This is a genomic window from Kitasatospora sp. NPDC101235 (genome assembly GCF_044767505.1).
GTDB lineage: Bacteria > Actinomycetota > Actinomycetes > Streptomycetales > Streptomycetaceae > Kitasatospora.
Genome location: NZ_JBIWNZ010000007.1, coordinates 57,598 through 81,549, shown reverse-complemented (window position 1 = coordinate 81,549; position 23,952 = coordinate 57,598). Strand labels below are relative to the sequence as shown.

The 23,952-nt window shown below is 72.5% G+C and carries 24 protein-coding genes; 9 read left to right on the top strand and 15 right to left on the bottom strand.

The features are described from left to right. Window positions 1-192 precede the first annotated feature (192 nt). Window positions 193-567, top strand: coding sequence for a hypothetical protein (locus tag ACIRRH_RS14120; RefSeq protein WP_403066405.1), 375 nt, complete (start codon window positions 193-195; stop codon window positions 565-567). Window positions 568-603: 36 nt separating this feature from the next. Further along, a complete protein-coding gene (locus ACIRRH_RS14115) occupies window positions 604-957 on the top strand; it encodes an ArsR/SmtB family transcription factor (protein WP_403066403.1) in 354 nt (117 codons plus the stop codon). Here the strand turns inward: ACIRRH_RS14115 and ACIRRH_RS14110 are convergent. Beyond that, window positions 954-2,126 carry an aminotransferase class V-fold PLP-dependent enzyme gene (locus ACIRRH_RS14110; RefSeq protein WP_403066401.1) on the bottom strand — a complete coding sequence of 391 codons (1,173 nt, stop codon included), beginning with the start codon at window positions 2,124-2,126 and terminating at the stop codon, window positions 954-956. The two genes, ACIRRH_RS14115 and ACIRRH_RS14110, sit on opposite strands and share 4 nt — an antisense overlap. Window positions 2,127-2,247: 121 nt before the next feature. Here ACIRRH_RS14110 and ACIRRH_RS14105 point away from each other — a divergent pair, with 121 nt between their 5' ends. From ACIRRH_RS14105 to ACIRRH_RS14095, 3 genes are all read left to right on the top strand, one after another. Beyond that, window positions 2,248-4,314 carry a prolyl oligopeptidase family serine peptidase gene (locus ACIRRH_RS14105; RefSeq protein WP_403066399.1) on the top strand — a complete coding sequence of 689 codons (2,067 nt, stop codon included), beginning with the start codon at window positions 2,248-2,250 and terminating at the stop codon, window positions 4,312-4,314. Window positions 4,315-4,402: 88 nt separating this feature from the next. After that, on the top strand, window positions 4,403-4,780 hold the full coding sequence (locus tag ACIRRH_RS14100; RefSeq protein ID WP_403066397.1) for a YrdB family protein: 378 nt from the start codon (window positions 4,403-4,405) through the stop codon (window positions 4,778-4,780). A gap of 154 nt (window positions 4,781-4,934) precedes the next feature. Further along, on the top strand, window positions 4,935-7,298 hold the full coding sequence (locus ACIRRH_RS14095; protein ID WP_403066395.1) for an immune inhibitor A domain-containing protein: 2,364 nt from the start codon (window positions 4,935-4,937) through the stop codon (window positions 7,296-7,298). A 92-nt stretch (window positions 7,299-7,390) separates the two neighbouring features. Here ACIRRH_RS14095 and ACIRRH_RS14090 read toward each other — a convergent pair whose 3' ends face one another. Both ACIRRH_RS14090 and ACIRRH_RS14085 read right to left on the bottom strand, forming a co-directional pair. Then, on the bottom strand, window positions 7,391-8,230 hold the full coding sequence (locus tag ACIRRH_RS14090) for a hypothetical protein (protein WP_403066393.1): 840 nt from the start codon (window positions 8,228-8,230) through the stop codon (window positions 7,391-7,393). Continuing rightward, window positions 8,155-8,847, bottom strand: a complete 693-nt coding sequence (locus ACIRRH_RS14085) for an MFS transporter (RefSeq protein ID WP_403066391.1) — start codon at window positions 8,845-8,847, stop codon at window positions 8,155-8,157. Before ACIRRH_RS14085 ends, ACIRRH_RS14090 begins: the two co-directional genes overlap by 76 nt. A 47-nt stretch (window positions 8,848-8,894) precedes the next feature. Between ACIRRH_RS14085 and soxR the strand changes: the two genes are divergently transcribed. Next, window positions 8,895-9,368, top strand: coding sequence for a redox-sensitive transcriptional activator SoxR (gene soxR, locus ACIRRH_RS14080; RefSeq protein WP_224280950.1), 474 nt, complete (start codon window positions 8,895-8,897; stop codon window positions 9,366-9,368). A 102-nt stretch (window positions 9,369-9,470) separates the two neighbouring features. On the opposite strand, the gene ACIRRH_RS14075 is transcribed toward soxR, so the two are convergent. Genes ACIRRH_RS14075 through ACIRRH_RS14055 form a run of 5 tightly spaced genes read right to left on the bottom strand, consistent with a single transcriptional unit; the run spans window position 9,471 to window position 15,186 of the window. After that, entirely contained in the window at window positions 9,471-10,481 is a 1,011-nt protein-coding gene (locus ACIRRH_RS14075; RefSeq protein WP_403066389.1) for an ABC transporter ATP-binding protein, read from the bottom strand. Further along, window positions 10,481-11,479 carry an ABC transporter ATP-binding protein gene (locus ACIRRH_RS14070; protein ID WP_403066387.1) on the bottom strand — a complete coding sequence of 333 codons (999 nt, stop codon included), beginning with the start codon at window positions 11,477-11,479 and terminating at the stop codon, window positions 10,481-10,483. The genes ACIRRH_RS14075 and ACIRRH_RS14070 overlap by 1 nt, the downstream gene beginning before the upstream one ends. After that, on the bottom strand, window positions 11,479-12,465 hold the full coding sequence (locus tag ACIRRH_RS14065) for an ABC transporter permease (protein WP_403066385.1): 987 nt from the start codon (window positions 12,463-12,465) through the stop codon (window positions 11,479-11,481). The genes ACIRRH_RS14070 and ACIRRH_RS14065 overlap by 1 nt, the downstream gene beginning before the upstream one ends. Further along, window positions 12,462-13,424, bottom strand: coding sequence for an ABC transporter permease (locus ACIRRH_RS14060; protein WP_403066383.1), 963 nt, complete (start codon window positions 13,422-13,424; stop codon window positions 12,462-12,464). Before ACIRRH_RS14060 ends, ACIRRH_RS14065 begins: the two co-directional genes overlap by 4 nt. 13 nt (window positions 13,425-13,437) lie before the next feature. Continuing rightward, window positions 13,438-15,186, bottom strand: coding sequence for an ABC transporter substrate-binding protein (locus tag ACIRRH_RS14055; RefSeq protein ID WP_403066381.1), 1,749 nt, complete (start codon window positions 15,184-15,186; stop codon window positions 13,438-13,440). A gap of 161 nt (window positions 15,187-15,347) precedes the next feature. Here ACIRRH_RS14055 and ACIRRH_RS14050 point away from each other — a divergent pair, with 161 nt between their 5' ends. Further along, the gene (locus tag ACIRRH_RS14050) at window positions 15,348-16,799 is read left to right on the top strand and encodes an aminopeptidase P family protein (RefSeq protein ID WP_403066379.1); all 1,452 of its coding nucleotides are present in this window, start codon (window positions 15,348-15,350) and stop codon (window positions 16,797-16,799) included. 16 nt (window positions 16,800-16,815) lie between these two features. Here ACIRRH_RS14050 and ACIRRH_RS14045 read toward each other — a convergent pair whose 3' ends face one another. From ACIRRH_RS14045 to ACIRRH_RS14025, 5 genes are all read right to left on the bottom strand, one after another. After that, entirely contained in the window at window positions 16,816-17,121 is a 306-nt protein-coding gene (locus ACIRRH_RS14045; RefSeq protein ID WP_403066377.1) for a helix-turn-helix domain-containing protein, read from the bottom strand. Window positions 17,122-17,141: 20 nt separating this feature from the next. Next, a complete protein-coding gene (locus ACIRRH_RS14040; protein ID WP_403066375.1) occupies window positions 17,142-17,513 on the bottom strand; it encodes a type II toxin-antitoxin system RelE/ParE family toxin in 372 nt (123 codons plus the stop codon). Window positions 17,514-17,613: 100 nt separating this feature from the next. Next, on the bottom strand, window positions 17,614-18,636 hold the full coding sequence (locus ACIRRH_RS14035; protein WP_403066373.1) for a nitronate monooxygenase: 1,023 nt from the start codon (window positions 18,634-18,636) through the stop codon (window positions 17,614-17,616). A gap of 66 nt (window positions 18,637-18,702) precedes the next feature. After that, window positions 18,703-19,329 (bottom strand): response regulator, encoded by a 627-nt coding sequence (locus tag ACIRRH_RS14030; RefSeq protein WP_403066371.1) that lies wholly within the window; start codon window positions 19,327-19,329, stop codon window positions 18,703-18,705. Next, entirely contained in the window at window positions 19,326-20,531 is a 1,206-nt protein-coding gene (locus ACIRRH_RS14025) for a sensor histidine kinase (protein WP_403066369.1), read from the bottom strand. Before ACIRRH_RS14025 ends, ACIRRH_RS14030 begins: the two co-directional genes overlap by 4 nt. 164 nt (window positions 20,532-20,695) lie before the next feature. Between ACIRRH_RS14025 and ACIRRH_RS14020 the strand changes: the two genes are divergently transcribed. Then, the gene (locus ACIRRH_RS14020; protein WP_403066367.1) at window positions 20,696-21,772 is read left to right on the top strand and encodes an ABC transporter permease; all 1,077 of its coding nucleotides are present in this window, start codon (window positions 20,696-20,698) and stop codon (window positions 21,770-21,772) included. After that, entirely contained in the window at window positions 21,769-22,449 is a 681-nt protein-coding gene (locus ACIRRH_RS14015) for an ABC transporter ATP-binding protein (protein WP_403066365.1), read from the top strand. Before ACIRRH_RS14020 ends, ACIRRH_RS14015 begins: the two co-directional genes overlap by 4 nt. Before the next feature lies 1 nt (window position 22,450). Here the strand turns inward: ACIRRH_RS14015 and ACIRRH_RS14010 are convergent, their stop codons facing one another. Beyond that, a complete protein-coding gene (locus tag ACIRRH_RS14010; protein WP_403066363.1) occupies window positions 22,451-23,047 on the bottom strand; it encodes a Uma2 family endonuclease in 597 nt (198 codons plus the stop codon). A 111-nt stretch (window positions 23,048-23,158) separates the two neighbouring features. Next, window positions 23,159-23,869 carry a GntR family transcriptional regulator gene (locus ACIRRH_RS14005; RefSeq protein ID WP_224282146.1) on the bottom strand — a complete coding sequence of 237 codons (711 nt, stop codon included), beginning with the start codon at window positions 23,867-23,869 and terminating at the stop codon, window positions 23,159-23,161. Window positions 23,870-23,952 lie beyond the last annotated feature (83 nt).

Genomic DNA, 23,952 nt, shown 5'->3' with positions numbered 1-23,952 from the left:
GGGAGGACCGACATCGATAGCACCGTTTTTCCGTGCGACGAGATCACTCCTCTCTCAGATCCATAGTTGCAAATGTCTTCAAGTGATCGGTATGCAGTCAGGTACGAACGTCTCCGGTCATTCCTGGTGGAGTCCGGTGATTGCTCCCTACCGTCGTCGCCACAGCCACCAACACACGGGAGGACAGCGACGATGGCGAACCTGGAGACGTCCCTCAAGGAGGCCATGGCGATCGACGGCGCGATCGGCGTCGCCCTGGTCGACTACGGCAGCGGCATGGCCCTCGGCACCCTCGGCGACGGCGGCGAGCTGGACCTCAACGTCGCCGCGGCCGGCAACACCGACGTGGTCCGCGCCAAGATGCGCGCGATGGAGATGCTCAACCTGCACGACAACGAGATCGAGGACATCCTGGTCAGCCTGACCAACCAGTACCACATGGTCCGGCCGATCACGACGCCCGGCGGGCGCGGGCTGTTCCTCTTCCTGGCCCTCAACCGCAGCCGCTCCAACCTGGCGATGGCCCGCCACCAGCTCAAGCGGATCGAACTCGCGCTGGAGATCTGAACCCGGAACGAGACCAGGAAGGGGGGCCTCGTGACGATGGGGGCACCTCCCGGCCGAAGGCCGGCGGAGCTCTACCAGGCCAAGGCCGAGTTCTTCCGGATGCTCGGCCATCCCGTCCGGATCCGGGTGCTGGAACTGCTCCAGGCCGGGCCGACGCCCGTGCGCTGTCTGCTCGCCGAGCTGGGGATCGAGCCCTCCAGCCTGTCCCAGCAGCTCGCGGTGCTGCGCCGGTCCGGCATCGTCACCGCCACCCGGGACGGCAGCACGGTGGTCTACGCGCTGGCCGGCGGCGACGTCGCCGACCTGCTGCGGGCCGCCCGGCGAATCCTCACCGGGCTGCTCGCCGACCGGAACCTGCTGCTGGCGGAACTACAGGCGTCCGGCGACTAACCCTTCAGCAGCTCCGTCAGCCCCTCCGCCAGCCGCTCGTACTCCTGCGGCCGGTTGTACAGCTGCGCGCTGACCCGCAGCACCCCGCCGCCGGCCCACGGGCGGACGGCGATCCGGGTGCCCAGCCGGTGCCACACCTCGGCCATCAGCGCCTTCACCTGCGGCTCGGTCTCGCCGCACCCGGCCGGCAGCCGGACGGTGCTCATCCACACCCCGGGCGTCGCGGGCAGCGGCGCCAGGCCGGCCCGCTCGGCCAGCACCCGGCGGCCGTACGCGGCGAGGGCGGTGTTGTGGGCGGCCACCGCCGCGTGGCCGAGTCCGCGCAGCAGCTCGAAGCCGGCCGGGGCGGCCAGCCAGGGCGTGTAGTCGCAGGTGCCGCGCCACTCGACGTTGCCGGGGAAGCCCTTGTCGTGCTCCCAGGACAGCGCCAGCGGGCGCACCCGGCCGGTCCACTCGGGGCGCACGGCGAGCACCCCGGTGGCGCGCGGGGCGAAGGCCCACTTGTGCAGGTTGCCGAACCAGAAGTCGGCGTTCGGGTCGATCGGGGCGGGCAGCATGCCGGGCGCGTGGGCGCCGTCCACCACGGTGGTCACGCCGCGGGCGCGCAGGTCGGCGAGCAGGGACGGGCCGGCCACCAGGCGGGCGGTGGGCGAGGTCAGCTGGTCCAGGACCGCGACGGTGGTGCGCCCGTCCACGGCGGCGAGCACCGCCTCCCGGACGGCCTGCTCGTCCGGCGCGTCCAGGGGGACGGGGGCCACCACGAGTTCGGCGCCGGTCTCGGCGGCCTTGCGGGCCGCGGCCTGCGTCACCGCGCCGTAGCCGTGGTCGGTGACCAGGATCCGGTCGCCGGGCGCGAACGGGATGGTGTCCAGGGCGATCGCGACTGCCTCGGTGACGTTGGAGACCAGCGCGAGCCGGTCCGGGTCGGTGTCCAGTTCGGCGGCGATCAGGACGCGGGCGGCGGCGATCCGCGCCGGGAGGTCGGCGAAGAAGCCGTCCGGGTCCTGCTCGTGCTCGGTGCGCAGCCGGTCCTGTGCCCGCTGCACCGGGAGGGGCACGGCGCCGAACGAGCCGTGGTTCAGGTGCGCGGTCTGCGGCGACACGCTGAACAGCCCGTCGGCGGCGGGCAGCGGGGCCGGGGGTTCGGTGGTCCGCAGGTCCTCGTTCACGGTTTCCTCCGCTGGCTGACGTGCCGGTGGCTGACGTTCCGGCCGGCACGCAGACTGATGTGTGACATTTCACATGACAGACTACTGGTCGGGACACGCACCTCGCGACCACCATCGGGCCGTGACCATCACCGACCCCTTCCTTGCCCTCAGCGCCCGTACCGGCCGGTTCGCCTTCGGCGCGCCGCGTGCGTACACCCTCGCCGAGGACGGTACCCGGCTGCTGCTGCTCCGCTCGACCGGTCCGGAGGATCCGGTCGACCGCCTCCACCTGCTCGACGTCACCACCGGCGAGGAGCGGCTGGTCGCCGACCCGGCCGCACTGCTGCCCGGCCGCACCGGCCGGCGCGACGACCTGCCCGCCGTCGAGCGGCGGCTGCGCGAGCGCACCCGGCTGGTCGCCGCCGGGATCGGCACGTACGCCGCCACCGCCGACCTCGCCACCGCCGTCTTCACCCTGGACGGCCGGCTGTTCCGCACCGACACCACCGCCGGGACCAGCGACGAACTCCCGGTCGCCGGGCCCGCGTTCGACCCCCGCCCGGACGCCACCGGGCAGCGCGTCGCCTACGTCGCCGAGGACGCCCTGTACGTCACCCCCGGCCTCGACCCGCTCTCCCCCGCCGACGGCGCCCGCTGGGGCGTCGCCGAGTTCGCGGCCGCCGAGGAGCTCGGTCGCCCCCGGGGCCACTGGTGGCGCCCGGACGGCGGTGCGCTGCTGGCCGCCCGGGTCGACGAATCCGCCGTCCCCCGGCGGTACTTCGCCGACCCGGCCCACCCCGGCGAGGCGCCCGAGGACTTCGCCTACCCGCAGGCCGGCGGCCCCAACGCGGACGTCCAGCTCTGGGTGCTCGGCCTCGACGGCACCCGGGTCCGGCTGCAGTGGGACAGCGAGGAGTTCCCGTACGTCTGCGCCGCCTCCTGGGCCTCCACCGAGGAGGTGCTGCTCACCGTCGCCGACCGCCTGCAGCAGAACGTGCTGCTGCTGAGCGCCGACCCGGCCACCGGCAGCACCGACGAACTCTCCCGCACCACCGACGAGTTCTGGGTGGACGACCTGCCCGGCACCCCCGCCCGGCTGGCCGACGGCCGACTGCTCACCGTCCACGACACCCCGCAGGCCCGCGGCCTCGCGCTGGACGGCAAGCCGCTGGACACCACCGGCCTGCAGATCCGCCGGGTGGTCGGCCGGCTGCACGGCCGGCTGCTCTGCGAGACCGGCGAGGGCGACCCCTTCGACCAGTACGTCCACCTGGTCGACCCGGACGGCGGCGCACCCGAGCTGCTCACCTCCGGCCCCGGCATGCACTCCGCCCTCGCCGGCGCCGACACCCTGCTGCTCACCTCGGCCACCGCCGAGGGCATCCGGCGCGTCATCAGCCGCGACGGCCGCGAACTGCCGCTCACCGACCGCAGCGCCGCCCTGCCGTACCAGGTGCGCCCGCAGCTAGCCCGGGTCACCGAGCGCGCCCTGCCCAGCGCCGTGGTGTACCCGCGCGACCACGTCCCGGGCCGGCGGCTGCCCGTCCTGCTGGACGTCTACGGCGGGCCCGGCTACCAGGCGGTGGCCAACGAGCCGCGCCGCTGGCAGCTCAAGCAGTGGTGGGCCGACCAGGGCTTCGCGGTGGTCACCGTCGACAACGGCGGCACCCCGTTCGTCTCCCCCGACTTCACCCGCACCATCTTCCGCCGCATGTCCCAGGTGGCGCTGGACGACCAGGTCGACGCCCTGCACGCGCTCGCCGAGCAGCACCCGGACCTCGACCTCGGCCGGGTCGGCGTACGCGGCTGGTCGTACGGCGGCTACTTCGCGGCGCTCGCCGTGCTGCGCCGCCCGGACGTCTTCCACGCCGCCTGCGCGGGCGCCCCGCCCACCGACTTCCGGCTCTACGACACCGCGTACACCGAGCGCTACCTGGGCCTGCCGCAGGACAACCCCGAGGGCTACGCCGACGACTGCCTGCTCACCGACGCACCCGGCCTGAGCAGGCCGCTGCTGCTGATCCACGGGCTGGCGGACGACAACGTCCACCCCTCGCACACCCTGCTGCTCTCCCAGGCGCTCACCCGGGCCGGCCGACCGCACAACGTGCTGCCGCTGCCCGGCGCCACCCACATGACCCCGGGCGGGCTGCTCGAACAGCTGGCCCAGTCCGAACTCGCCTTCCTGCGGGCCTCCTTGGGGTGATCCGTTGCGCCGCCCGGGCCGGAGTGCGACACTCCGCGTGATCGCCGCCCGGCCCGGGTGGAGCGGCGCAACGGGGGAGAGCAGGCGGATGAGGATCGACCGACCCGGCCCGGTCGGGCAGCGGCAGTGGACGCCACTGACCGCCGGCAACGCCGGACTCGCCTTCGGGCTGGAGCTCGCCCTGCTGGCGTCGCTCTGCTACTGGGGTTTCAAGGCCGGCCCCAACCTGGGCCTGCGGCTGCTGCTCGGGCTCGGCGCACCGGCGCTGGCGGCCGCAGTCTGGGGCCTGTTCCTGGCCGCCGGCGGACCGACGTTCCGGCTGCCGTTGGCCGCCGAGATCGTGACCAAGCTGCTGGTCCTGGGCACGGGGGCACTCGCCCTGCACGCCACCGGACGGACCACCCTCGCGGTGGTGTACGGCGCACTGGTGGTGATCAGCGTGACCCTGGAGTACACCACCGGCTGACGGTCCGGCAGTCGAAGGGCGTCGCACCTCCGGGTGCGGCGCCCTTTCGCGTGCTTCACGCCTCTTCCACGTGACCGGTCACATGTGAAATATTACCTGCGCTTCACTGACTGATGACCTCGACCACCCCCATCCCCCGGAAAGGACCGGTCAGTTGCGCAGACTGTCCGCGGCCCTCGCCGCCGCGCTCACCACGAGCGCGATAGCGGCCACCCTGCTGGGCACCCCCGCCCAGGCCGCTCCCCCCGCCCCCCTCACCGCCGCGGCGTCGGCCGACGCCGAACAGGGCGCCGAGGCCCCGCCGGCACCACTCGTACCCCAGGAGCGCGAGCGCCAGGCCCTGCGCAGCAAGGCCCTGGAGCAGCTCAACAAGGGCACCGTCGCCAAGACCGCGGGCAAGCGGGCCCCGGCGAAGGTGAAGGTCGGCAACGACTACGTCCAACTCGCGCACCAGCGCACGGACAAGGTCTTCGTGATCCTCGCCCAGTTCGGCGACGAGGTGGACAACACCACCCAGTGGAACGGCCAGCCTCGCTACGGCGGCACCCCCGGCCCGGCCCACAACCAGATTCCCAAGCCCGGCAAGGACGACAACCACACCCTGTGGTCGCAGGACTTCAACCGCGGCTACTACCAGAAGATGTTCTTCGACGACACGCCCGGCGCCGTGTCGATGCGCAACTACTATCGCACCCAGTCCTCCGGCCGGTACGACATCGAGGGCACCGTCAGCGACTGGGTCACCGTCCCGTACAACGAGGCCCGCTACGGCAGCAACAAGGGCCCGCAGGGCTCCGGCGCCTGGACCCAGGGGCAGGAGTTCATCCGGGACGCCGTCAAGGCCTGGTACGACGGCGAGATCGCCAAGGGCCGCAGCGTCGCCGACATCAAGGCGCAGCTCGCCCAGTACGACGTCTACGACCGCTACGACCACAACAAGACCGGCGACTTCAACGAGCCGGACGGTTACCTGGACAACGTCGTCGTGGTGCACGCCGGTGTGGACGAGACCTGGGGCGGCGGTGCCCAGGGCGCCGACGCGCTGTGGGCGCACCGCAGCTGGACCTTCCCGGACGCGACCGGACAGACCGGCCCGGAGGGCAACAAGATCGGCGGCGCCCCGGTCGGCGACACCGGCCTGTACGTCTACGACTACGTCCAGGCGGGCGAGAACAGCGGCGTCGGCCTGTTCGCCCACGAGTTCGGCCACAACCTCGGCCTGCCCGACCTGTACCCCACCACCGGCGGCGACAACAGCGTCAACTTCTGGTCGCTGATGTCCTCCGGCTCGTACCTGGGCAAGGGCCCGAACACCACCGGCGGCTACCCCGGCGACCTCGACGCCTGGAGCAAGCTGCAGTTCGGCTGGCTCGACTACGACGAGGCGCAGGCCGCCACCCGCTCCACCCACGCCCTCGGGGTGAGCAGCTACAACACCGACCAGGCCCAGGCCGTCCTGGTGCACCTGCCGGACGGCACCACCAGGACCGACCTCGCCGACCCGTACGAGGGCGGCCGGCAGTGGTGGAGCGACACCGGCGACAACCTCGACAACTCCCTCGCCCGGGAGGTCGACCTGCGCACCGCCGCCGGCCCGGCCGCCCTGGACGCGGCGGTCTGGTACGACACCGAGCAGGACTACGACTTCCTGACCGTCGAGGCCTCCACCGACCAGGGCAAGCACTGGACCGCCCTCGGCGGCACCCTGGACGGCGCCCCGATCGGCAACACCAACGCCAACACGCCCGGCCTGAGCGGTAGTTCCGGAACCTACAAGCAGCTGCACATCCCGCTGGACGGCTACCTCGGCCGGCAGGTCCGGCTGCGCTTCCACGTCACCTCGGACAGCAACACCCACGGCAAGGGCGTGCTGGTGGACGCCGTCAAGGCCACCGCCGGCGGCGTCGAGCTGTTCGCCGACGGCGCCGAGAACGGTGCGAACGGCTGGACCGCCACCGGCTTCACGGTCGTCACCGGCCGCACCGCCGTCAAGCAGCACCCGCGCGCGTACATCGCCGAGAACCGCCGCTACACCGGCTACGGCGAGTTCCTGAAGACCGGCCCGTACAACTTCGGCTACAGCGGCGTCGCGGGCAAGACCAACGTGGTGGACAACTACCCGTACCAGGAGGGCGTCCTGATCTGGCTGTGGGACACCTCGTACGGTGACAACAACACCAAGGACCACCCCGGCGGCGGGCTGATCCTGCCGGTCGACGCCCGCCCGGCGCCGATCCGCTTCGCCGACGGGGCGCTGGTCAACGGGCGCGCGCAGACCTACGACGCGACCTTCTCGCTCAAGCCGACCACGCCGTTCACCCTGCACAAGGGCGGCGTCGCGGTGCGCATCCCGTCGAAGCCGGCCGTCCCGGTGTTCAACGACCACACCGGGGTGTACGGCGACGCGGCCACGCCGCAGCTGACGGTGAAGGTGCCGGACACCAACACCAGGATCGAGGTCGTCCGGGAGTCCCAGGGCGGGAAGATCACCACCGTCCGGGTGGGCCCGGCCTCCTGACCCCAAGGGCGCGCGTCCGACGAACGCGCGGGAAAGGCCCCGGATCCCCCCGACGAAAAGGGATCCGGGGCCTGCTCGTGTGCCCCGGCGCCTCAGCGCCCCAGGCTGCGCGCGGTGCGCGTGGCGGTGGCCATCCCGAGGACGGTGATCGCGGCGATCCCGAAGGTCATGTACCGGGCCGAGTCGACCGGACTGTCCGCACCCAGGTTGACCAGGGTCCCGGCGAGCGCCGAGGTCACCGAGAAGGCGATCAGCTGGGTGGTGTTGATCGCCGCGGCCGCCTTTCCGCCCTCGGCCGGGTCGCTGCTGCTGCGCATCGCCGCCACGCTCAGGTGCGGGAAGGCCAGTCCGATCCCGGTGCCGGCGCCGAACAGCGCCACCGCCCAGAGCGCCACCCGCAGCCCGGAGGCGTGCCCGGTCTGCGACAGCCCGTAGACCAGCAGGCCGCCGACCAGGACCAGCGGGGCGGTGCGGATCGCCAGGGCGCGGCCGCGGGCCGACTCGATCCCGACGCTGAACAGCTGGGCGGTGGTCCAGCCCGCCGAGGTCGCAGCGCCCAGGAACCCGGCCACCAGCGGGCCGAGGCCACCCAGCTGCTGGCCGAACAGCGGAATGAAGTTCTCCGCCACCACGCCCGCGCAGAGCACCGCGACGGTCAGGTAGAGCCACTTCAGCGGGTTTCCGGCCCGGTAGGTCTGCTGCGGCAGCACCGTCGCCGCCGCGCGCCGCTCGGCCGCCGCGAAGCCCGCCAGCAGCGCCAGTCCGGCAAGCAGGCAGAGCGCCGTCGGCCAGCCGCTCGGCACGGTCGAGCTGACGCTGAAGGCGGCCGCCGCCAGGGTGAGCAGCAGCAGCGAGGTCAGCGGCACCGGGCCGCTGCCGTGCCCCGCGCCGGAGCGCCCGGGCAGCACCCGGCGGGCCAGCGCCGCCAGCACGAGCGCGGCGACCAGCAGCGGACGTACGCCCAGCGCCAGGCGCCGAGCTGGGCGAAGAACCCGCCCAGCGACGGTCCGACCAGGGTGCCGACGCCCCACATCGCGGAGACCAGTCCGGCCGCGCGGGTCCACAGCCGCTCCGGCAGGGCGCTGCGGATCACGGCGTAGCCGAGGCCGGCCACCAGCCCGCCGCCGAGGCCCTGCACCACCCGGCCGAGGATCAGCGCCGCCATCGACGGGCTGAGCGCGTTGACCACCGCGCCGGCTCCGAAGACCAGGAAGCCCAGCACGTAGGCGCGGGCGGCGCCGAGGCGGTCCAGCAGCCGGCTGACCAGCATCGAGGCGATGACGGCGGCCATCAGGAAGCCGGTGGCCACCCACGCGTAGTACCGCTCGCCGCCGATGCCGGCGACGATCGAGGGCATCAGGGCGGCGGTGAAGTAGAGGTTCATCGCGTACAGCGCGACGCCGCCGGCCAGGATCGAGGCGGAGGCGGCGTACTGGCGGGAGAGGAGTTCGCGCCACCCGCCGGAGGCCCCCGCGGACGGCGACTCCGACGGGTAACTATCCAGCTCGGCAACGGTGGTGTCGTTCTCGACAGCAGGTGATTCGGTCACGTCCGGTACGCTAGGACTTCAACAGAACTTGAAGTCAAGGAGCCGCCATGACCACCGCGCCGGTCGATCTGCTGAGCGTCGGCGAGGTGGCCCGGCGGGCCGGGATCGCCACCTCCGCGGTGCGCTTCTACGAGGACCAGGGGCTGATCTCCTCCGAGCGCACCACGGGCAACCAGCGGCGCTACCGACGGCACGTGCTGCGCCGGATCTCGCTCATCCTCGTCGCCAAGCGGCTCGGCATCCCGCTCGCCGAGGTCGCCGAGGTGTTCACTGGCCTGCCCGAGGACCGGATGCCCGGCAAGCACGACTGGGAGCGGATCTCCCGGCGCTGGGCCGAGCAGCTGCGCGCCCGCCGGGCCGAGCTGGAGCGGCTGGAGGGCGAGCTGACCGGCTGCATCGGCTGCGGCTGCGTGTCGCTGCGCCGCTGCCGGGTGCTCAACCCGGGGGACGAGCTGGCCGCGCAGGGCCCGGGCCCGCGCCGGCTGCTGCCGGAGGAGGGCCTGCTGCCCGTCGAGGAGTGAGCGGGCGGGGAAATTGAGCGGGCGGGGAAGGGTGAAGCCCGGTCGGACGCGGCCCTCGCAGGGTTCCCCGCCGCGTCCGACCGGGGGTCTTGTGTGCCCGGCTCAGGCCTCCGGGAAGTGGCAGGCCGCCTGCCGCTCGCCGGGTCCGGCGATCTTCAGCAGCGGCCGCTCGGTCCGGCAGAGGTCCTGGGCCTTCGGGCAGCGCGGGTGGAAGGTGCACCCGGGCGGCGGGTCGGCCGGGCTCGGCGGGTCGCCGAGCAGCACGATCCGCTCCCGGTTGCGCTCCGCCTCCGGGTCCGGCAGCGGGACGGCGGACAGCAGCGCCTTGGTGTACGGGTGTGCGGGGTTGCCGTACACCTCGGCCTTGTCGCCGATCTCCACGATCCGGCCCAGGTACATCACCGCGACCCGGTCGCAGACCCGCTTGACCACCGAGAGGTCGTGCGCGATGAACACGTACGCCAGCCCCAGCTCCTGCTGGAGCCGCTCCATCAGGTTGACCACCTGGGCCTGGATGGAGACGTCCAGCGCGGAGACCGGCTCGTCGGCGATCACCAGCCGCGGCGAGGTGGCCAGCGAGCGGGCGATGCCGATGCGCTGGGCCTGGCCGCCGGAGAACTCGTGCGGGTAGCGGTCCAGGTGCTCGGGGATCAGCCCGACCAGCTCCATCAGCTCGGCGGCCCGCTTGCGCGCGTCCGCCGCGCTCTCGCCCTGGACCAGCAGCGGCTCAGAGATGATCCGGGCCACCGTCTGCCGGGGGTTGAGCGAGGAGTACGGGTCCTGGAAGACCATCTGGAGGTCGCGCCGGTGCGGGCGCAGCCGGGCCTGGGAGAGCCCGCCGATCTCGGTGCCGTCGAAGGTGACGGTGCCCGAGGTCGGGTCGAGCAGCCGGACGATCATCCGCCCGGTGGTGGACTTGCCGCAGCCGGACTCGCCGACCAGGCCGAGCGTCTCGCCCGCGCCGACGTCGAAGCTCACCCCGTCCACCGCCCGGATCGGCGCACCGGGCCGCCCGGTGCGGCCGCGCCGGCCGGGGAAGGTCTTCACCAGGTCCCGTACCGAGAGCAACGGTGTGGACGTCGGCGGCGTGGCCGTCGTCGAAGGCGTGGTCATCACAGCACCCCTTCCGGCACCAGCGGCAGGTGACAGGCGGCCTGGTGGCCGAGGGCGAGCGGGCCGAGCACGGGGCGCTCGGACAGGCAGCGGGCGTGCTCGTCCGCGGACGCGGCGGTGGTGCGGGCGCAGCGCGGGGCGAAGGAGCAGCCGGGGGCGGGGGCGATCAGCGACGGCGGGTTGCCGGGGATGGCCCGCAGCGGGGCGTCGTCGGCGTCGTCCAGGCGCGGCAGCGAGTCCAGCAGGCCGCGCGTGTACGGGTGCGCGGGCTGCCCGAACAGCCGGTCCGCCGGGGCCTGTTCGGCGGCCCGGCCGCCGTACATGACCAGCACGTCGTGGGCGACCCGGGCGACCACGCCGAGGTCGTGGGTGATCATCACGACGCCGAGGCCGCGCTCCTGCTGGATCCGCGCGATCAGGTCGAGGATCTGCGCCTGGACGGTGACGTCGAGCGCCGTGGTGGGCTCGTCGGCGATCAGCAGCTCGGGCTCGCAGGCGAGCGCCATGGCGATCATGACGCGCTGGCGCATGCCGCCGGAGAACTGGTGCGGGTACTCGTCCACCCGGCGGGCCGGCTCCGGGATGCCGACCTCGGCCAGCATCTCGACCGCCTTGGCCTTCCCCGCCTTGCGGTTGGCCTTGAAGTGCACCCGGTAGTGCTCGGCGATCTGCTCCCCGACGGTGTAGAAGGGGTGCAGGCTGGACAGCGGGTCCTGGAAGATCATCGCGATCCTGCGGCCCCGGACGGCGCCCAGCTCCCGCTCCCCGAGCCCGTTCAGCTCCTGGCCGTTCAGCCGGATCGAGCCGGTGACGGTGGCGCCGCGGTGCAGGCCCATGACGGCGAGCGAGGTGACGGACTTGCCGCTGCCCGACTCGCCGACCAGCCCGAGGGTGCGCCCGGCCTGGACGGTGAAGGAGATCCCGTCCACCGCCCGGACGGTGCCGCGCGGGGTGTCGAAGGCGACCTTGAGGTCCTCGACCTCCAACAACTCGGCCATCAGTACCTCACTCTCGGGTCGACGAACGCGTAGAGCAGGTCGACCAGCAGGTTCGCGGCGACGATGAAGAAGGCCGCGAGCAGGGTGACACCAAGGATGACGGGCTGGTCGGAACGGGCCAGGCCGTCGTAGAACAGCCGGCCGACGCCTGGCAGGCCGAAGATCGACTCGGTGATGACCGCGCCGGCCAGCAGGCCGCCGAGGTCCATGCCGAAGATGGTCAGGATCGGCGTCATCCCGGAGCGCAGCCCGTGCTTGATCGTGACCGTTCGCGCAGGCAGGCCCTTGGCCCGGGCGGTGCGGATGTACGGCTCGGCCATCGCCTCGATCATCGAGTTGCGGCTCTGCCGGGCGTAGTTCGCCGCGTACAGCAGGGCGAGCGCGGTCCACGGCAGCAGCAGGTTGGAGCCCCACTCCAGGGGGTTCTCGGTGAACTTGTGGTACGAGGGGTAGGGCAGCAGGCCCGCCGTCCTGACGATGCCCCAGATCAGCATGATCGAGGTGAAGTAGACCGGCAGTGAGGCGGTGCCGACGGACAGCACCGTCAGCGTCCTGTCGATCGGCCTGCCCTTGCGCAGCGCCGAGGTGACGCCCGCGCCGAGGCCGAGGAGCAGCCAGAGCACGCCCGCACCGAGGGCCAGCGAGATGGAGACCGGCAGGCGGTCGGTGAGCAGGTCCCAGACCGGCAGCCCGTACTCGTAGGAGTAGCCGAGGCAGGGGAAGCCGCAGTGCACCGCACTGGGGCCGGAGCCGTAGTCGCGGCCGGCGAAGATGCCGCCGAGGTAGGCGAGGAACTGGTCCCAGACCGGCTTGTCCAGGCCCATCGCCGCCTTGACGTCGGCGAGCCGCTCGGGGCTGCAGGTCTTGCCGCAGGCGGCCGCGGCCGGGTCGTTGGGCAGCAGGTAGAAGATCGTGAAGGTGATGGCGCAGATGGCGAGCAGGATGCCCGCCACGCCGAGCAGCCGGCGGCCGAGGTAGAGGATCACGACCGGCCTCCCCGGGGGTCGAGGATGTCCCGCAGCGCGTCCCCGAGCAGGGTGAAGGCGAGCACGGCGACGAACAGGAAGGCCGTCGGGATCAGGAAGTAGGTCGGGTCGGTCTCGTAGTGCACGATGCTCTCGGCGATCATCTGGCCCCAGGACGCGGTCGGTGGGCGGACGCCCACGCCGAGGTAGCTGAGCGCGGCCTCGGTGGCGATCATGCCGGGGATGAGCAGGGTGGTGTAGGCGATGATCGGGCCGGAGACGTTCGGCAGGATCTCCCGGGTGAGGATCCGCCAGGAGCGCGCCCCGCCGACCTTGGCGGCCTCGACGTACTCGCGGTGCTTGAGCGAGAGGGTCTGGCCGCGCACCACGCGGGCGATGCCGGGCCAGGTGAACAGCCCGATCACCAGGGTGATCAGCAGGATCCGGTTGACGTCCTTGGCCACCGACATCATCGCGATCATGAAGATCAGCGAGGGGAAGGACATCGTGAGGTCCATCAGCCGGGACAGCACCGTGTCGACGCGTCCGCCGAAGTAGCCCGCCGCGATGCCGGTCAGGGTGCCGACGACCACGACGACGGCGGTCGCGGTGAAGGCGATCAGCAGGGAGACCTGCCCGCCGTGCAGCACCCGGGCGAACAGGTCGCGGCCGGTGATCGGCTCGACGCCCAGCCAGTGCCGGGCGCTGATGCCGCCGAAGTCGCCCCGGGGCAGGCCGCCCAGGTACGGGTCGATGGCGCGCTTGTCGAACTCCTCGGGCGTCCAGCCGCCGAGCGCACTCAGCGGGCCGGCCAGCGCGGTGGCCAGGAGCAGCACGCCGACGGTGATCAGTCCGAACCGGGCCGAGCCCTTGGCCCACAGCTGGTCCCAGACCAGCCGCCAGGGCCCGCGCCCGGCACTCTTCTTGGCGCCCGCCGCCGTGGACTCGGCCACGGCGGCAGGCTCAGTGGTGGTACTCATCGCTGCCGGTCCCTCACTTGCCCTTGGCGGGGTCCTTGAGGCCGACCGTGGCCAGGTCGATCATGCCGGCGAAGCCCGCGTTGCCGAACGCGCCGGCCACGTTGGTGCCGACCAGCAGCGGACGGCGCTCCCACAGCAGCGGGACGGCCGGAGCCTTCTTCATCAGGTCCTCGTCCAGCTGCTGCCAGGCCTTGTTGGCCTCGTTGACGTCCGTCATGGCCGCGATCTGGTCCATCCGGTCCATCGTGGCCTGGTCCTTGAACTGGCTGTAGTTGCCCTGGTTGCCCTTCTCCTTGATGGTGCGGCCGTCGAAAACGAACGGCAGGAAGGTCGCACCGGAGGGGTAGTCGGGGCACCAGCCGTTGAGGGTCAGCTCGGGGGCGTTCTTGATGTCGCCGACGGTGTCGGCGAAGGCGGACGCGTCGACCGTGTTCACGGTGACCTGCACCCCGGCCTTGGAGAGCGACTGCTGGATCGCCTCGGCACGGGTCTTGTCCCCGGTCGAGACGGTGAGCCCGACCTTGAGGTCGCTCTTGCCGGCGTCCTTGAGCATCGCCTTGGCCTTCTCCGGGTCACCGGCGGCCGGGATCTTCAGCGGGTCGGACTTGACGCCGCCGGTCAGCGAGGGCGGCAGGTAGGAGGTCGCCGCGTCGGTCACCGCGGGGCCGCCGAAGGCCGTCACCTGGGCCTCGCGGTCGACCGCCCACATCATCGCCTCGCGCACCTTCGGGTCGTCGAAGGGGGCCTTGGCGGTGTTCAGGTAGAGCATGTCGGTACAGCCGGTCACCTCGGCGACCATGCGGGACTTGACGTCCGGCTTGGGCAGCACCTTGGCGACGGTCTCGTGCTGCATCCAGGGCATGTTGATCGCGTTGGCGTCGGCACCGTCGCTGGCGATGATCCGGTCGTCGGCCTGGCCGCCCTTGATGCCCTGGGTGACCACGACCCTGTCCGGGTACGCCTTGCGGACGGTGTCGGTGGCCGGGTCCCAGTTGGTGTTGCGGACCAGCACCAGCTGCTTGCCGCGGTCGTAGGTCTCGATCTTGTACGGGCCGGAGGAGAACGGCCGGGAGTCGTACTGGGTGCCCTTCTCCTGGGACTGCGGCACCGGGGAGAAGGTCGGCAGCGAGACGGTGTCGGAGAACTCGGCGACCGGGCGCTTCAGGTGGAAGACGATGGTCTTGTCGTCCGGGGTATCGATGCTCGCCAGGTGCTCGCCGCTCAGCGGGCCCTTGTAGTTCTCGCCGCCCGCCAGGTACTGGGCCGCGTAGTCGGGGCCGCCGGTGAGGTCCGGGGAGAAGGAGCGCTCGACGTTGTACTTGATGTCGGCGGACTTGATCGGCGTGCCGTCCTCGTACTTGAGGCCGTCCTTGAGGGTGAAGGTCCACACCTTGCCGCCCTCGGAGGACTTGCCGAGGTCGGTGGCGAGGTCCGGGACGATCTCGCTGCCGGCCGCGCCCGGCTCGGACTTGAAGGTGGTCAGGGTCCGGTAGATCAGCCGGGTGCCGAAGTCCATGTGCGGCACCACCCAGTTGCGGGCCGGGTCGAGGTGCGCGAAGTCCTGGTTGGTCAGGACGGTGAGGGTGCCGCCCTTGGCCGGGGTGCCGCCGATGATCGAGCCGGACGCCGCGCCCGGGCCCTTGCCGTCGGAGGGAGCAGCGTCGCTGCCGCTGTCGCTCTTGTCGTTCGAGCAGGCCCCGAGGCCGAGGGTGAGGGTCGCCGCGAGGGCCGCCGCAAGGGCGGCGTGGGTGCGCCTGGTCATGTGCAACTCCGCTGTGGGGGGCCTGATCCGCCTGATCTGGCCGCTGCGCTGTGTGACCCGTAACATAGTAATGTGAAATTGCACTGCACAAGAGGTGACGGCTCCCGTTACCGAGCTGTGTCCGTGCCAGCATCTCCCCAGCCCCGCCAAGGAGTTCACCGGTGACCCTTCCCCCGACCGGCCTCAACACCGGGAGCCACGACCTCCCGGTCTCCCCCGCCCTCGCCTCGTTCATGGCCACCAGCTGGGCCGCCACCCCGCTCCCCGCCGACCGGCGCGTCCCCGGCCACGACCGCTTCCCCGGCCGCCGCGCCCGGCTCTCCGCCGCCTTCCCCGGCGAGCGGCTGATCGTCCCGGCCGGCCGGCTCAAGGTCCGCTGCAACGACCTCGACTACCGCTTCCGCCCGCACAGCGCGTACGTCTGGCTCACCGGCCTCACCGGCGAGGACCAGGCCGACCACGTCCTGGTCCTCGAACCGGCCGGCCCCGAGGGCCACGAGCCGATCCTCTACCTGCGCCCGCGATCCCCGCGCGACGGCGGCGAGTTCTACCGCGACCGCCGCTACGGCGAGTTCTGGGTCGGCTCCCGGCCCGACCTCGCCGAGGCGGCCCGGCTCACCGGAGTACGCACCGAGCACCTCGACGACCTCGGCAAGCTGCTCGCCGGCCCGCAGCCGCCCACCCGGGTGCTGGCCGGCACCGACCCGCTGGTCGACGAGGCCACCGGGCGGCCGTCCGAGGACCACCGGGACAGCGAACTGGCCGCCGTCCTCTCCGAGTTGCGCCTGGTCAAGGACCAGTGGGAGATCGGGCAGCTGCAGCTGGCCGTCGACCACACCGTCACCGGCTTCGAGGACGTCGTCCGCGCCCTGCCCACCGCGCTGCGCCACCACCGCGGCGAGCGCTGGATCGAGGGCGTCTTCGACCTGCGCGCCCGCGCCGAGGGCAACGGCACCTCCTACACCACCATCGCCGCCTCCGGCGCCCACGCCTGTGTGCTGCACTGGATCCGCAACGACGGCGCGCTCGACCCGAACTCCCTGCTGCTGCTGGACGCCGGCGTCGAGACCGACACCCTCTACGCCGCCGACATCACCCGCACCCTCCCCCTCAGCGGCACCTTCACCCCGGTCCAGCGCCAGGCCTACGACCTCGTCCTCGCCGCCCAGAGCGCCGGCATCGCCACCCTGCGCCCGGGCGCGCAGTTCCGCGACTTCCACCGCGCCGCCATGCGGGTCATCGCCGAGGGCCTCGCCGACTGGGGCGTCCTGCCCGTCTCCGCCGAAGAGGCGCTCGCCGAGGACAACGGCCTCTACCGCCGCTACACCCTCTGCGGCAGCGGCCACATGCTCGGCCTCGACTACCACGACTGCGCCAAGTCCCGCGCCGACCGCTACCTCGACGGCACCCTGGAGGAGGGCATGGTCCTCACCGTCGAACCCGGCCTCTACCTCCAGCCCGACGACGAAACCCTCCCCGCCGAACTCCGCGGCCTCGGCATCCGCATCGAGGACGACCTGGTCATCACCGCCGACGGCGCCCACCTGATGTCCGGCGCCCTGCCCCGCACCGCCACCGACGTCGAGTCCTGGATGGCGAACCTGCTGGCCTGAGAACGGGAGCGGACGATCAAGCCACCTTGATCGTCCGCTCCCCCTGCCGGACGGTGACTTCCACTTCCCCGCCGATCGCGGCGGCATAGGCCCGCAGGTTGTCCAGGCTGTCCACCTGCCCGTGCTCGATCTGCGACACCCGCGCCTGGCTCACCCCAAGCAATTCGGCAACGTGCTTCTGAGTGAGCCCGGCGTTGCGCCGCAGCTCGGCAAGCTCATGCCCCCGAATCTGAGCAAGCATGCCCTGGCGAATCTGCGCCCGCCTCGTCTCCGCCTCCGGCGTCGCCAGCTCGGGAAACCGCTTCATGACCTCGGCTCGCACCTCGGTCCACCTACGCCCCTTCATCGGTGTGCTCCGTTCCGTTGCTCCTCGACGTAATGCGCGTAGCGCTTCTCCGCCAAAGGGATCGACTCGTCGTACCACTCAGACCAACGACCGGACTTGTCGCCCGCCACGAGGATGATGGCCTCTCTCTCCTGGTCGAAGACGAACAGCATGCGCACCTCGCCGGCCCCCGAGGAGCCCGGCCTCAGTTCCTTCAGGTTGTGCAGACGACTGCGATGGATCCGATCCGCCACGGGCCGACCCAGGGTCGGGCCCTCGTCGGCCAGCAAGTCCAGTGCTTCAAGAATGTTCTCGGCCGTTTTGGGGTCGTCCTCGCAGACCTGCAAGTACCACTCCTCAACCGGTGCCAGAAGCGTGATCTCCCACATACGGGCACATTAAGTTGTCCCTTATAGATTACCGCGCGCCTTCCGGCCTAATCCACTCTGGCGAGGGACAACACTCACCGCCCGGCGCGCGCCGGGCGCACTACCCCCGCGCCGCCCGCCACAGCTCGGCGACGATCGTCTCCGCCGGGCCCGTGCGGGCCAGGTGGTGGGCGGCGCCGGCCCAGAGGTGCATGGCGTCGGTGTCGCCGCGGCGGGCGGCGGCGGCGCGCAGCGGCGCGGTGAGGTGGTTGACCTCGGGGTAGACGGGCGGGGCGTACGGGCCGTGGCGGTCGATGAAGGCGTTGCGCAGACCGCGGGCCGGGCGGCCGGTGAAGGCGCGGGTGACGGCCGTCTCCGGCAGTTCGACGAGCGCCGCCCGGTGGGCGGCCGAGGCGCCGGACTCGTCCGACCGCAGCAGCGCCGTACCCAGCTGCACCGCCACCGCCCCCGCCCGCAGCGCCGCCGCGACGGCCGCACCGTCACCGAGCCCGCCCGCGGCGACCAGCGGCAGCGCCGTCACCTCCCGTACGGCGGGCAGCAGTTCGAGCAGCGGCAGCTCCCCCGGCTGGTCCGTCACCCGGTGGGTGCCGCGGTGGCCGCCCGCCTCCGGGCCCTGCACGCACAGCGCGTCCATCCCGACGGCCTCCGCCGCCTGCGCCTCCTGCGGCGTGGTGACGGTGCCGACCTGCGTCGTGCCGACCGCCCGCAGCGCCGCCGCCTCCTCGGCCGTCGGCAGCCCGAAGGTGTACGACACCACCGGCACCGGGTCCGCGAGCAGGGCCGCGAGCTTGGCCTCCCAGGCGTCCCGGTCCGGCCCGATCTCCTCCGGCAGCGTCACGCCCCACTGCTCGGCCTCCGGCCGCAGCCGCTCCCGGTACGCCGCGACGGCTGCCCGGTCCCCGGGCGGGCCCGGCACGAAGAGGTTCACCCCGTACGGCCGGTCGGTCGACTTCCGCACCGCGGCGATCTGTTCGGACATCCCGGCGGCGGTCTTCATCCCGGCGGCCAGGAAGCCCAGCCCGCCCGCCCGGTTCACCGCCGCCACCAGCTCGGGCGTCGAGGGCCCGCCCGCCATCGGGGCGCCGATCACCGGTACGGCGAGTTCGTCGAGTCGGACGGCCATCGGGCGCTCCTCACACTGCGGGCACGGGGACACTGCTGCGGGTACGGACCGCTCCCCACCCTACGCTCAGCGGATCAGCCCCTGCTGCCGTGCCTCGCGCACCGCCGCCGTTCGCGAGTCCACCCCCAACTTGGTGTAGATGTGCACCAGATGGGACTTCACCGTGGCCTGGCTCAGGTGCAGCCGCTGGCTGACCTGCTGGTTGGTCAGCCCGTCCGCGACCAGCCCCAGCACCTCGGTCTCCCGGGCACTGAGCGCCGCCGCCGGCGTGCGCATCCGCTCCAGCAGCCGGTCCGCCACGCTGGGCGCAAGTGCGCTGCGCCCCGCCGCGGCCGCCCGTACGGCCTGGGCCAGCTCCTCCGGCGGCGCGTCCTTCAGCAGGTAGCCGGTGGCGCCCGCCTCCAGGGCCGGCAGGGTGTCCGCGTCGGTGTCGTACGTGGTGACCACCAGCACCCGCGGCGCGCCCGCCCGGGCGGTGATCGCCGCGGTGGCCTGCGCCCCGTTCATCGCCGACCCCGGCCCGAACTGGAGGTCCATCAGCACCACGTCCACGCCCGGCTCCGCGGCCAGCTCGACGGCCCGCTCGGCGGTGGCCGCCTCCGCCACGATGGCGAAGTCCGGCTCGCACTCCAGCACCGCCCGCAGTCCGGCCCGCACCACCGGGTGGTCGTCCGCGATGAGCAGCCGGATCACGAGCCGGCCTCCGGGGTGACCGGCAGCTGCACCGCCACCGTCGTCCCCTCCCCCGGCGCCGACTCCACCGTGAAGCTGCCACCGAGCGCCCGGGCCCGGGCCCGCATCGAGGGCAGCCCGAAGCCGCCGTCCCCGCTGGTGCGGCCGGCGACCGCCGCCGGGTCGAACCCGGCCCCGTCGTCGTACACGTCCAGTGCCACCTCACCCTCCATGTAGCTGAGTGTCACCTCGGCCCGCGAGGCCCCCGCGTGCCGGACGGTGTTGCCGAGCGCCGACTGCGCGATCCGCAGCAGCGCGACCTCCTGCGCGGCCGACAGCCGGACCGGGTCGCCGGAGACGTGCAGGTGGACGGGCAGCGTGCCGTGCGCCGTCGTCGTCGCGCACAGCCGCTCCAGCGCGACCGGCAGCGGATCGCCGTCCAGCGCGGGCGGCGTGAGCGCCCGGACGAACCTCCGGGCCTCGTCCAGGTTGTCCTGGGCGGCCTGCCGCGCCTGCTCGACGTACCCCGCGGCGGCCTCGGTGCGCTCCGGCAGGGCTCGTTGGGCCGCCCGCAGCAGCAGCTGGATGGAGCTGAGGCTCTGCGCGAGGGTGTCGTGGATCTCCCGGGCGAGCCGCTCGCGCTCGGCCATCACCCCGGCCGTGTGGTGCGCGGCGGCGAGGTCGGCGCGGGCGGCGGTCAGCTCGTCGATCAGCCGGCGGCGCTCCTCGCTCTCCCGGTACAGCGCCTGGTATCCGAGCACGGTGGCGGTGGCGACGGCCGCGCCGAGCGCGGGCCCGATCGAGGCGGCGAAGCTGAAGCTGTGCTGGTGCCAGGACCACGCGGCGATCGACGCGGCGGCGGTCAGCCCGACGGCGACCAGCCCGGCGCGCCGTCCCAGCAGGTGCAGCTCCAGGAAGTACAGCGGGAACGCCAGCCAGACCCCGTCCTGGGTGGCGATCAGCACGCCCGCCCAGGTGATGCCGAGCAGCGCCATCCAGAGCGCGGCCGCCCGGCGCGATCGGCGCACGGCGGCCAGCTGCGGCCCGACGGTGTAGACGGCGGCCATCGCGGTGGCCGCGGCGGCCACGGCGGCCGGATCGCTCCCGTGGTCGACGAAGACGGCCCGGGCGACGGCGAGCGCGAGCAGGCCCGCCACGAGCAGGTGCAGGCAGACCTGGAGGACGCGGGCGACGGGGGTGGTTCTGGATCGTTCGGTCGCCATCCGTCCAGCCTAAAGCCGCACCGCTGGTCCGGCATCAATCAAAAGGTTGAACTCGGCGTCTTCCCTTTGATGCCCAGGATGCAATCCCAGGCTCGATGCCTCCGGGCCCCCGGATCGACGACGGTGGAAGCGTCGGAAACCACCTGTGCAGAGAGAGGCCCACCGTGTTCGTCGCCTGGAGGGACCTGAGGTTCGCCAAGGGGCGGTTCGCCCTGATGGGAACCGTCATCGTGCTGATCACCGTACTGGTCGGCCTGCTGTCCGGGCTGACCGCCGGGCTCGGCCGGCAGAACATCTCCGCGATCACCGGCCTGCCCGCCGACCACCTGGTCTTCGGCAAGCCGGCGGACGGGCAGAAGCTCTCCTTCACCGACTCCCAGGTCACCCCGGAGCAGTGGCAGGCCTGGGCCCGCGAGCCCGGCGTCACCTCCGCCCAGCCGCTGGGCATCACCACCACCAAGGCCGCCGCCGGCCAGCGCACCGCCGCACTCTCCGCCTTCGGCGTCCCCGAGGGCTCCGGGCTCGCCCCGCAGGGCAGCCGGATCGCCCCCGGCCAGGCGGTGCTGTCCAAGACCGCCGCCGAGAACCTGGGCGGCCTCGCCCCGGGCTCCGAGTTCACCCTGTCCGGGCACCCGCTGCGGGTCGCGGCCGTCGAGGGCGACGCCGCGTACAGCCACACCCCGGTGATCTGGACCAGCCTCGGCGACTGGCAGCAGTTCGCCCCCGGCGGCGCCGGCCACGCCACCGTCATCGCCCTCGACACCGCGAAGGGCGCCGACCTGGCCGCCGCCGACGCCCGCCACGGCACCGAGACCCGGACCCGCGACGACGCGCTCGCCGCGATCGGCTCCTACACCTCGGAGAACGGCTCCCTCCAGCTGATGCGCGGCTTCCTGTTCGCCATCTCGGCCCTGGTGATCGGCGCGTTCTTCACGGTCTGGACGATCCAGCGCAGCGGCGACATCGCCGTCCTCAAGGCCCTCGGCGCCTCCACCCGCTACCTGCTGCGCGACGCCCTCGGCCAGGCCGTCCTGCTGCTGGTGCTCGGCACCCTCGTCGGGACCGCGATCGCGGCCGGCTTCGGCTCGCTGATCGGCTCCGCCGTGCCCTTCGTCCTGGACGCCCCGACCGTCCTCCTGCCCGCCGCTGTCATGATCGCCCTCGGCGCGATCGGCGCGGCCCTGTCCATCCGCCGGATCACCTCCGTCGACCCGCTGACCGCTCTGGGGAGCGCCCGATGAGTTTGACCCTCGACCGCATCACCCTCACCTACCCGGACGGCGACGGCCGGCTCACCGCCCTGGACGAGGTCTCGCTGACCGTCCCCAAGGGCTCGCTCACCGCCGTCGTCGGCCCCTCCGGCTCCGGCAAGTCCAGTCTGCTGGCGGTGGCCGCCACCCTGATCACCCCGGACTCCGGGCAGGTGATCATCGACGGCACCGACACCACGGGCCTCAGCCGGGCGGAACTCACGGAACTGCGCCGCACCAGGATCGGCATCGTCTTCCAGCAGGCCAACCTGCTGCCCTCGCTCACCGCCGTGGAGCAGCTGCAGGTGATGGCCCACCTCGACGGCCGCGCCCCGCGCACCGCCCTCCCCCGCGCCCTGGAGCTCCTGGACGCCGTCGGCCTGCGCGACCAGGCCGCCCGCCGCCCGCACCAGCTCTCCGGCGGCCAGCGCCAGCGGGTCAACATCGCCCGCGCCCTGATGAACGACCCCACCGTCCTGCTGGTGGACGAGCCCACCAGCGCCCTCGACCACGAGCGCGGCGCCGCCGTCCTCGACCTGATCACCGACCTCACCCACCGCCGGGCCACCGCCACCGTCCTGGTCACCCACGACCGCACCCACCTGACGGCGGTCGACCAGATCGCCGAGGTCCACGACGGCCGGCTGACCATCCCCGCAGCGGCCTGACCTACTTCTTGGCCGTCAGCACGTCGTCCACCGAGAGCGTCACCGACGCGCCGATCGACTCCGGCAGCGTGAAGGACTGCCCGGGGTGGTGGACGGCGTGCAACCGGTATTCGCCATCCTTGGGGTCGGTCAGCACCATGACCCGCTGGTTCGTCCGGTCGACGATCACGTAGACGGGCACCCCGGCAGATGCGTAGGCGGCGGGCTTCTTCTTCAGATCATCGCCGAAATTGGAGGAGGTTACCTCCAACACAAGGCGAAAGGCCGCCGGGTCATAGCAGTTGTGCTCAATCAACCGATCATCGCTGTATGCGTCGAGGATCGCCAGATCGGGGACCGCAAAGTCGGACGGACCGCCCGGCAGCCAAATGCCCACGTTCTGGAAGACCTCGGCTTCGTCATCGTCGAGACCGGCGGCGAACAGCAGGCGCATGAGCCTGGTCAGCGACCGGCTGTGCTTCATGTTCGGCGGCGGCGTCACGGTGATTTCGCTCCCGATGATCTCGACCCGGTAGCCGGGGAGCTGCTCGGAGATCAGCTCGGCGGCTTCGAGCAGCGTCGGCTGCTCCATGGGTTCTTCCACTGCTGCGGCGGACATGGATTTCCTCCTGGCTGCCGATGTCGAGAGCATCATCCTAGAGCTCGGCCGCCTCCCGACGCCCGATCATCAGTCTTCACCCGAACAAGTGGTCTGACTCCTGCCAAGCCCCTACCGGGACCGCAGGCGCAGGGCCGAGGGCTCCGGCTCGGCGGGCTTCTCGTCGTCGGCCCAGAGGGAGCGGACATGGCTGAGGTGGCGGGTCATGCAGGCCTCGGCCGCCGCCGCGTCGCCGGCGAGCAGCAGGTCCAGCAGCTCCAGGTGCTCCTGCGCGGAGGAGACCAGCTCGCCGCGCTCGTCGAGCCGGTTGAGGCCGTACAGCCGCGAGCGCTTGCGCAGGTCGCCGACCACCTCGACCAGCCGCGCGTTGCCGGCCAGCCCCAGCAGGTCCAGGTGGAACTGGCGGTCGGCCTCCAGGTAGCCGATCAGGTCGTGCTTGCGGGCCGCCGCGACGATCGCCTCGGCCTGCGGGCGCAGCCGCTCCAGCTGCTCCTTGGTGGCGGTGCGGGCCACCCGGCCGACGGTCGGGACCTCGATCAGGGCGCGGATCTCGGTGTAGTCGTCGAGGTCGCGGTCGGTGAGCTCGGTGACCCGGAACCCCTTGTTGCGGACGGCCTCGACCAGGCCCTCGCGGGCGAGGTCGAGCATGGCCTCGCGGACCGGGGTCGCGGAGACGCCGAAGTCGGCGGCGAGCGCGGGTGCGGAGTAGACCACGCCGGGGCGCAGTTCGCCGGAGATCAGGGCCGCCCGGAGTGCGTGGGCGACCTGGTCGCGAAGCCGCTCCTGTACGGAGATCAGGGTGCGGGATTTGAGGTCGGCCATGGTGTTCCTCCGGGTGGATGCAGAACACCAGCGTACAATGTCACGTTACGTTGCGTACGCAACAGTCGCCGATTCCCGCACCC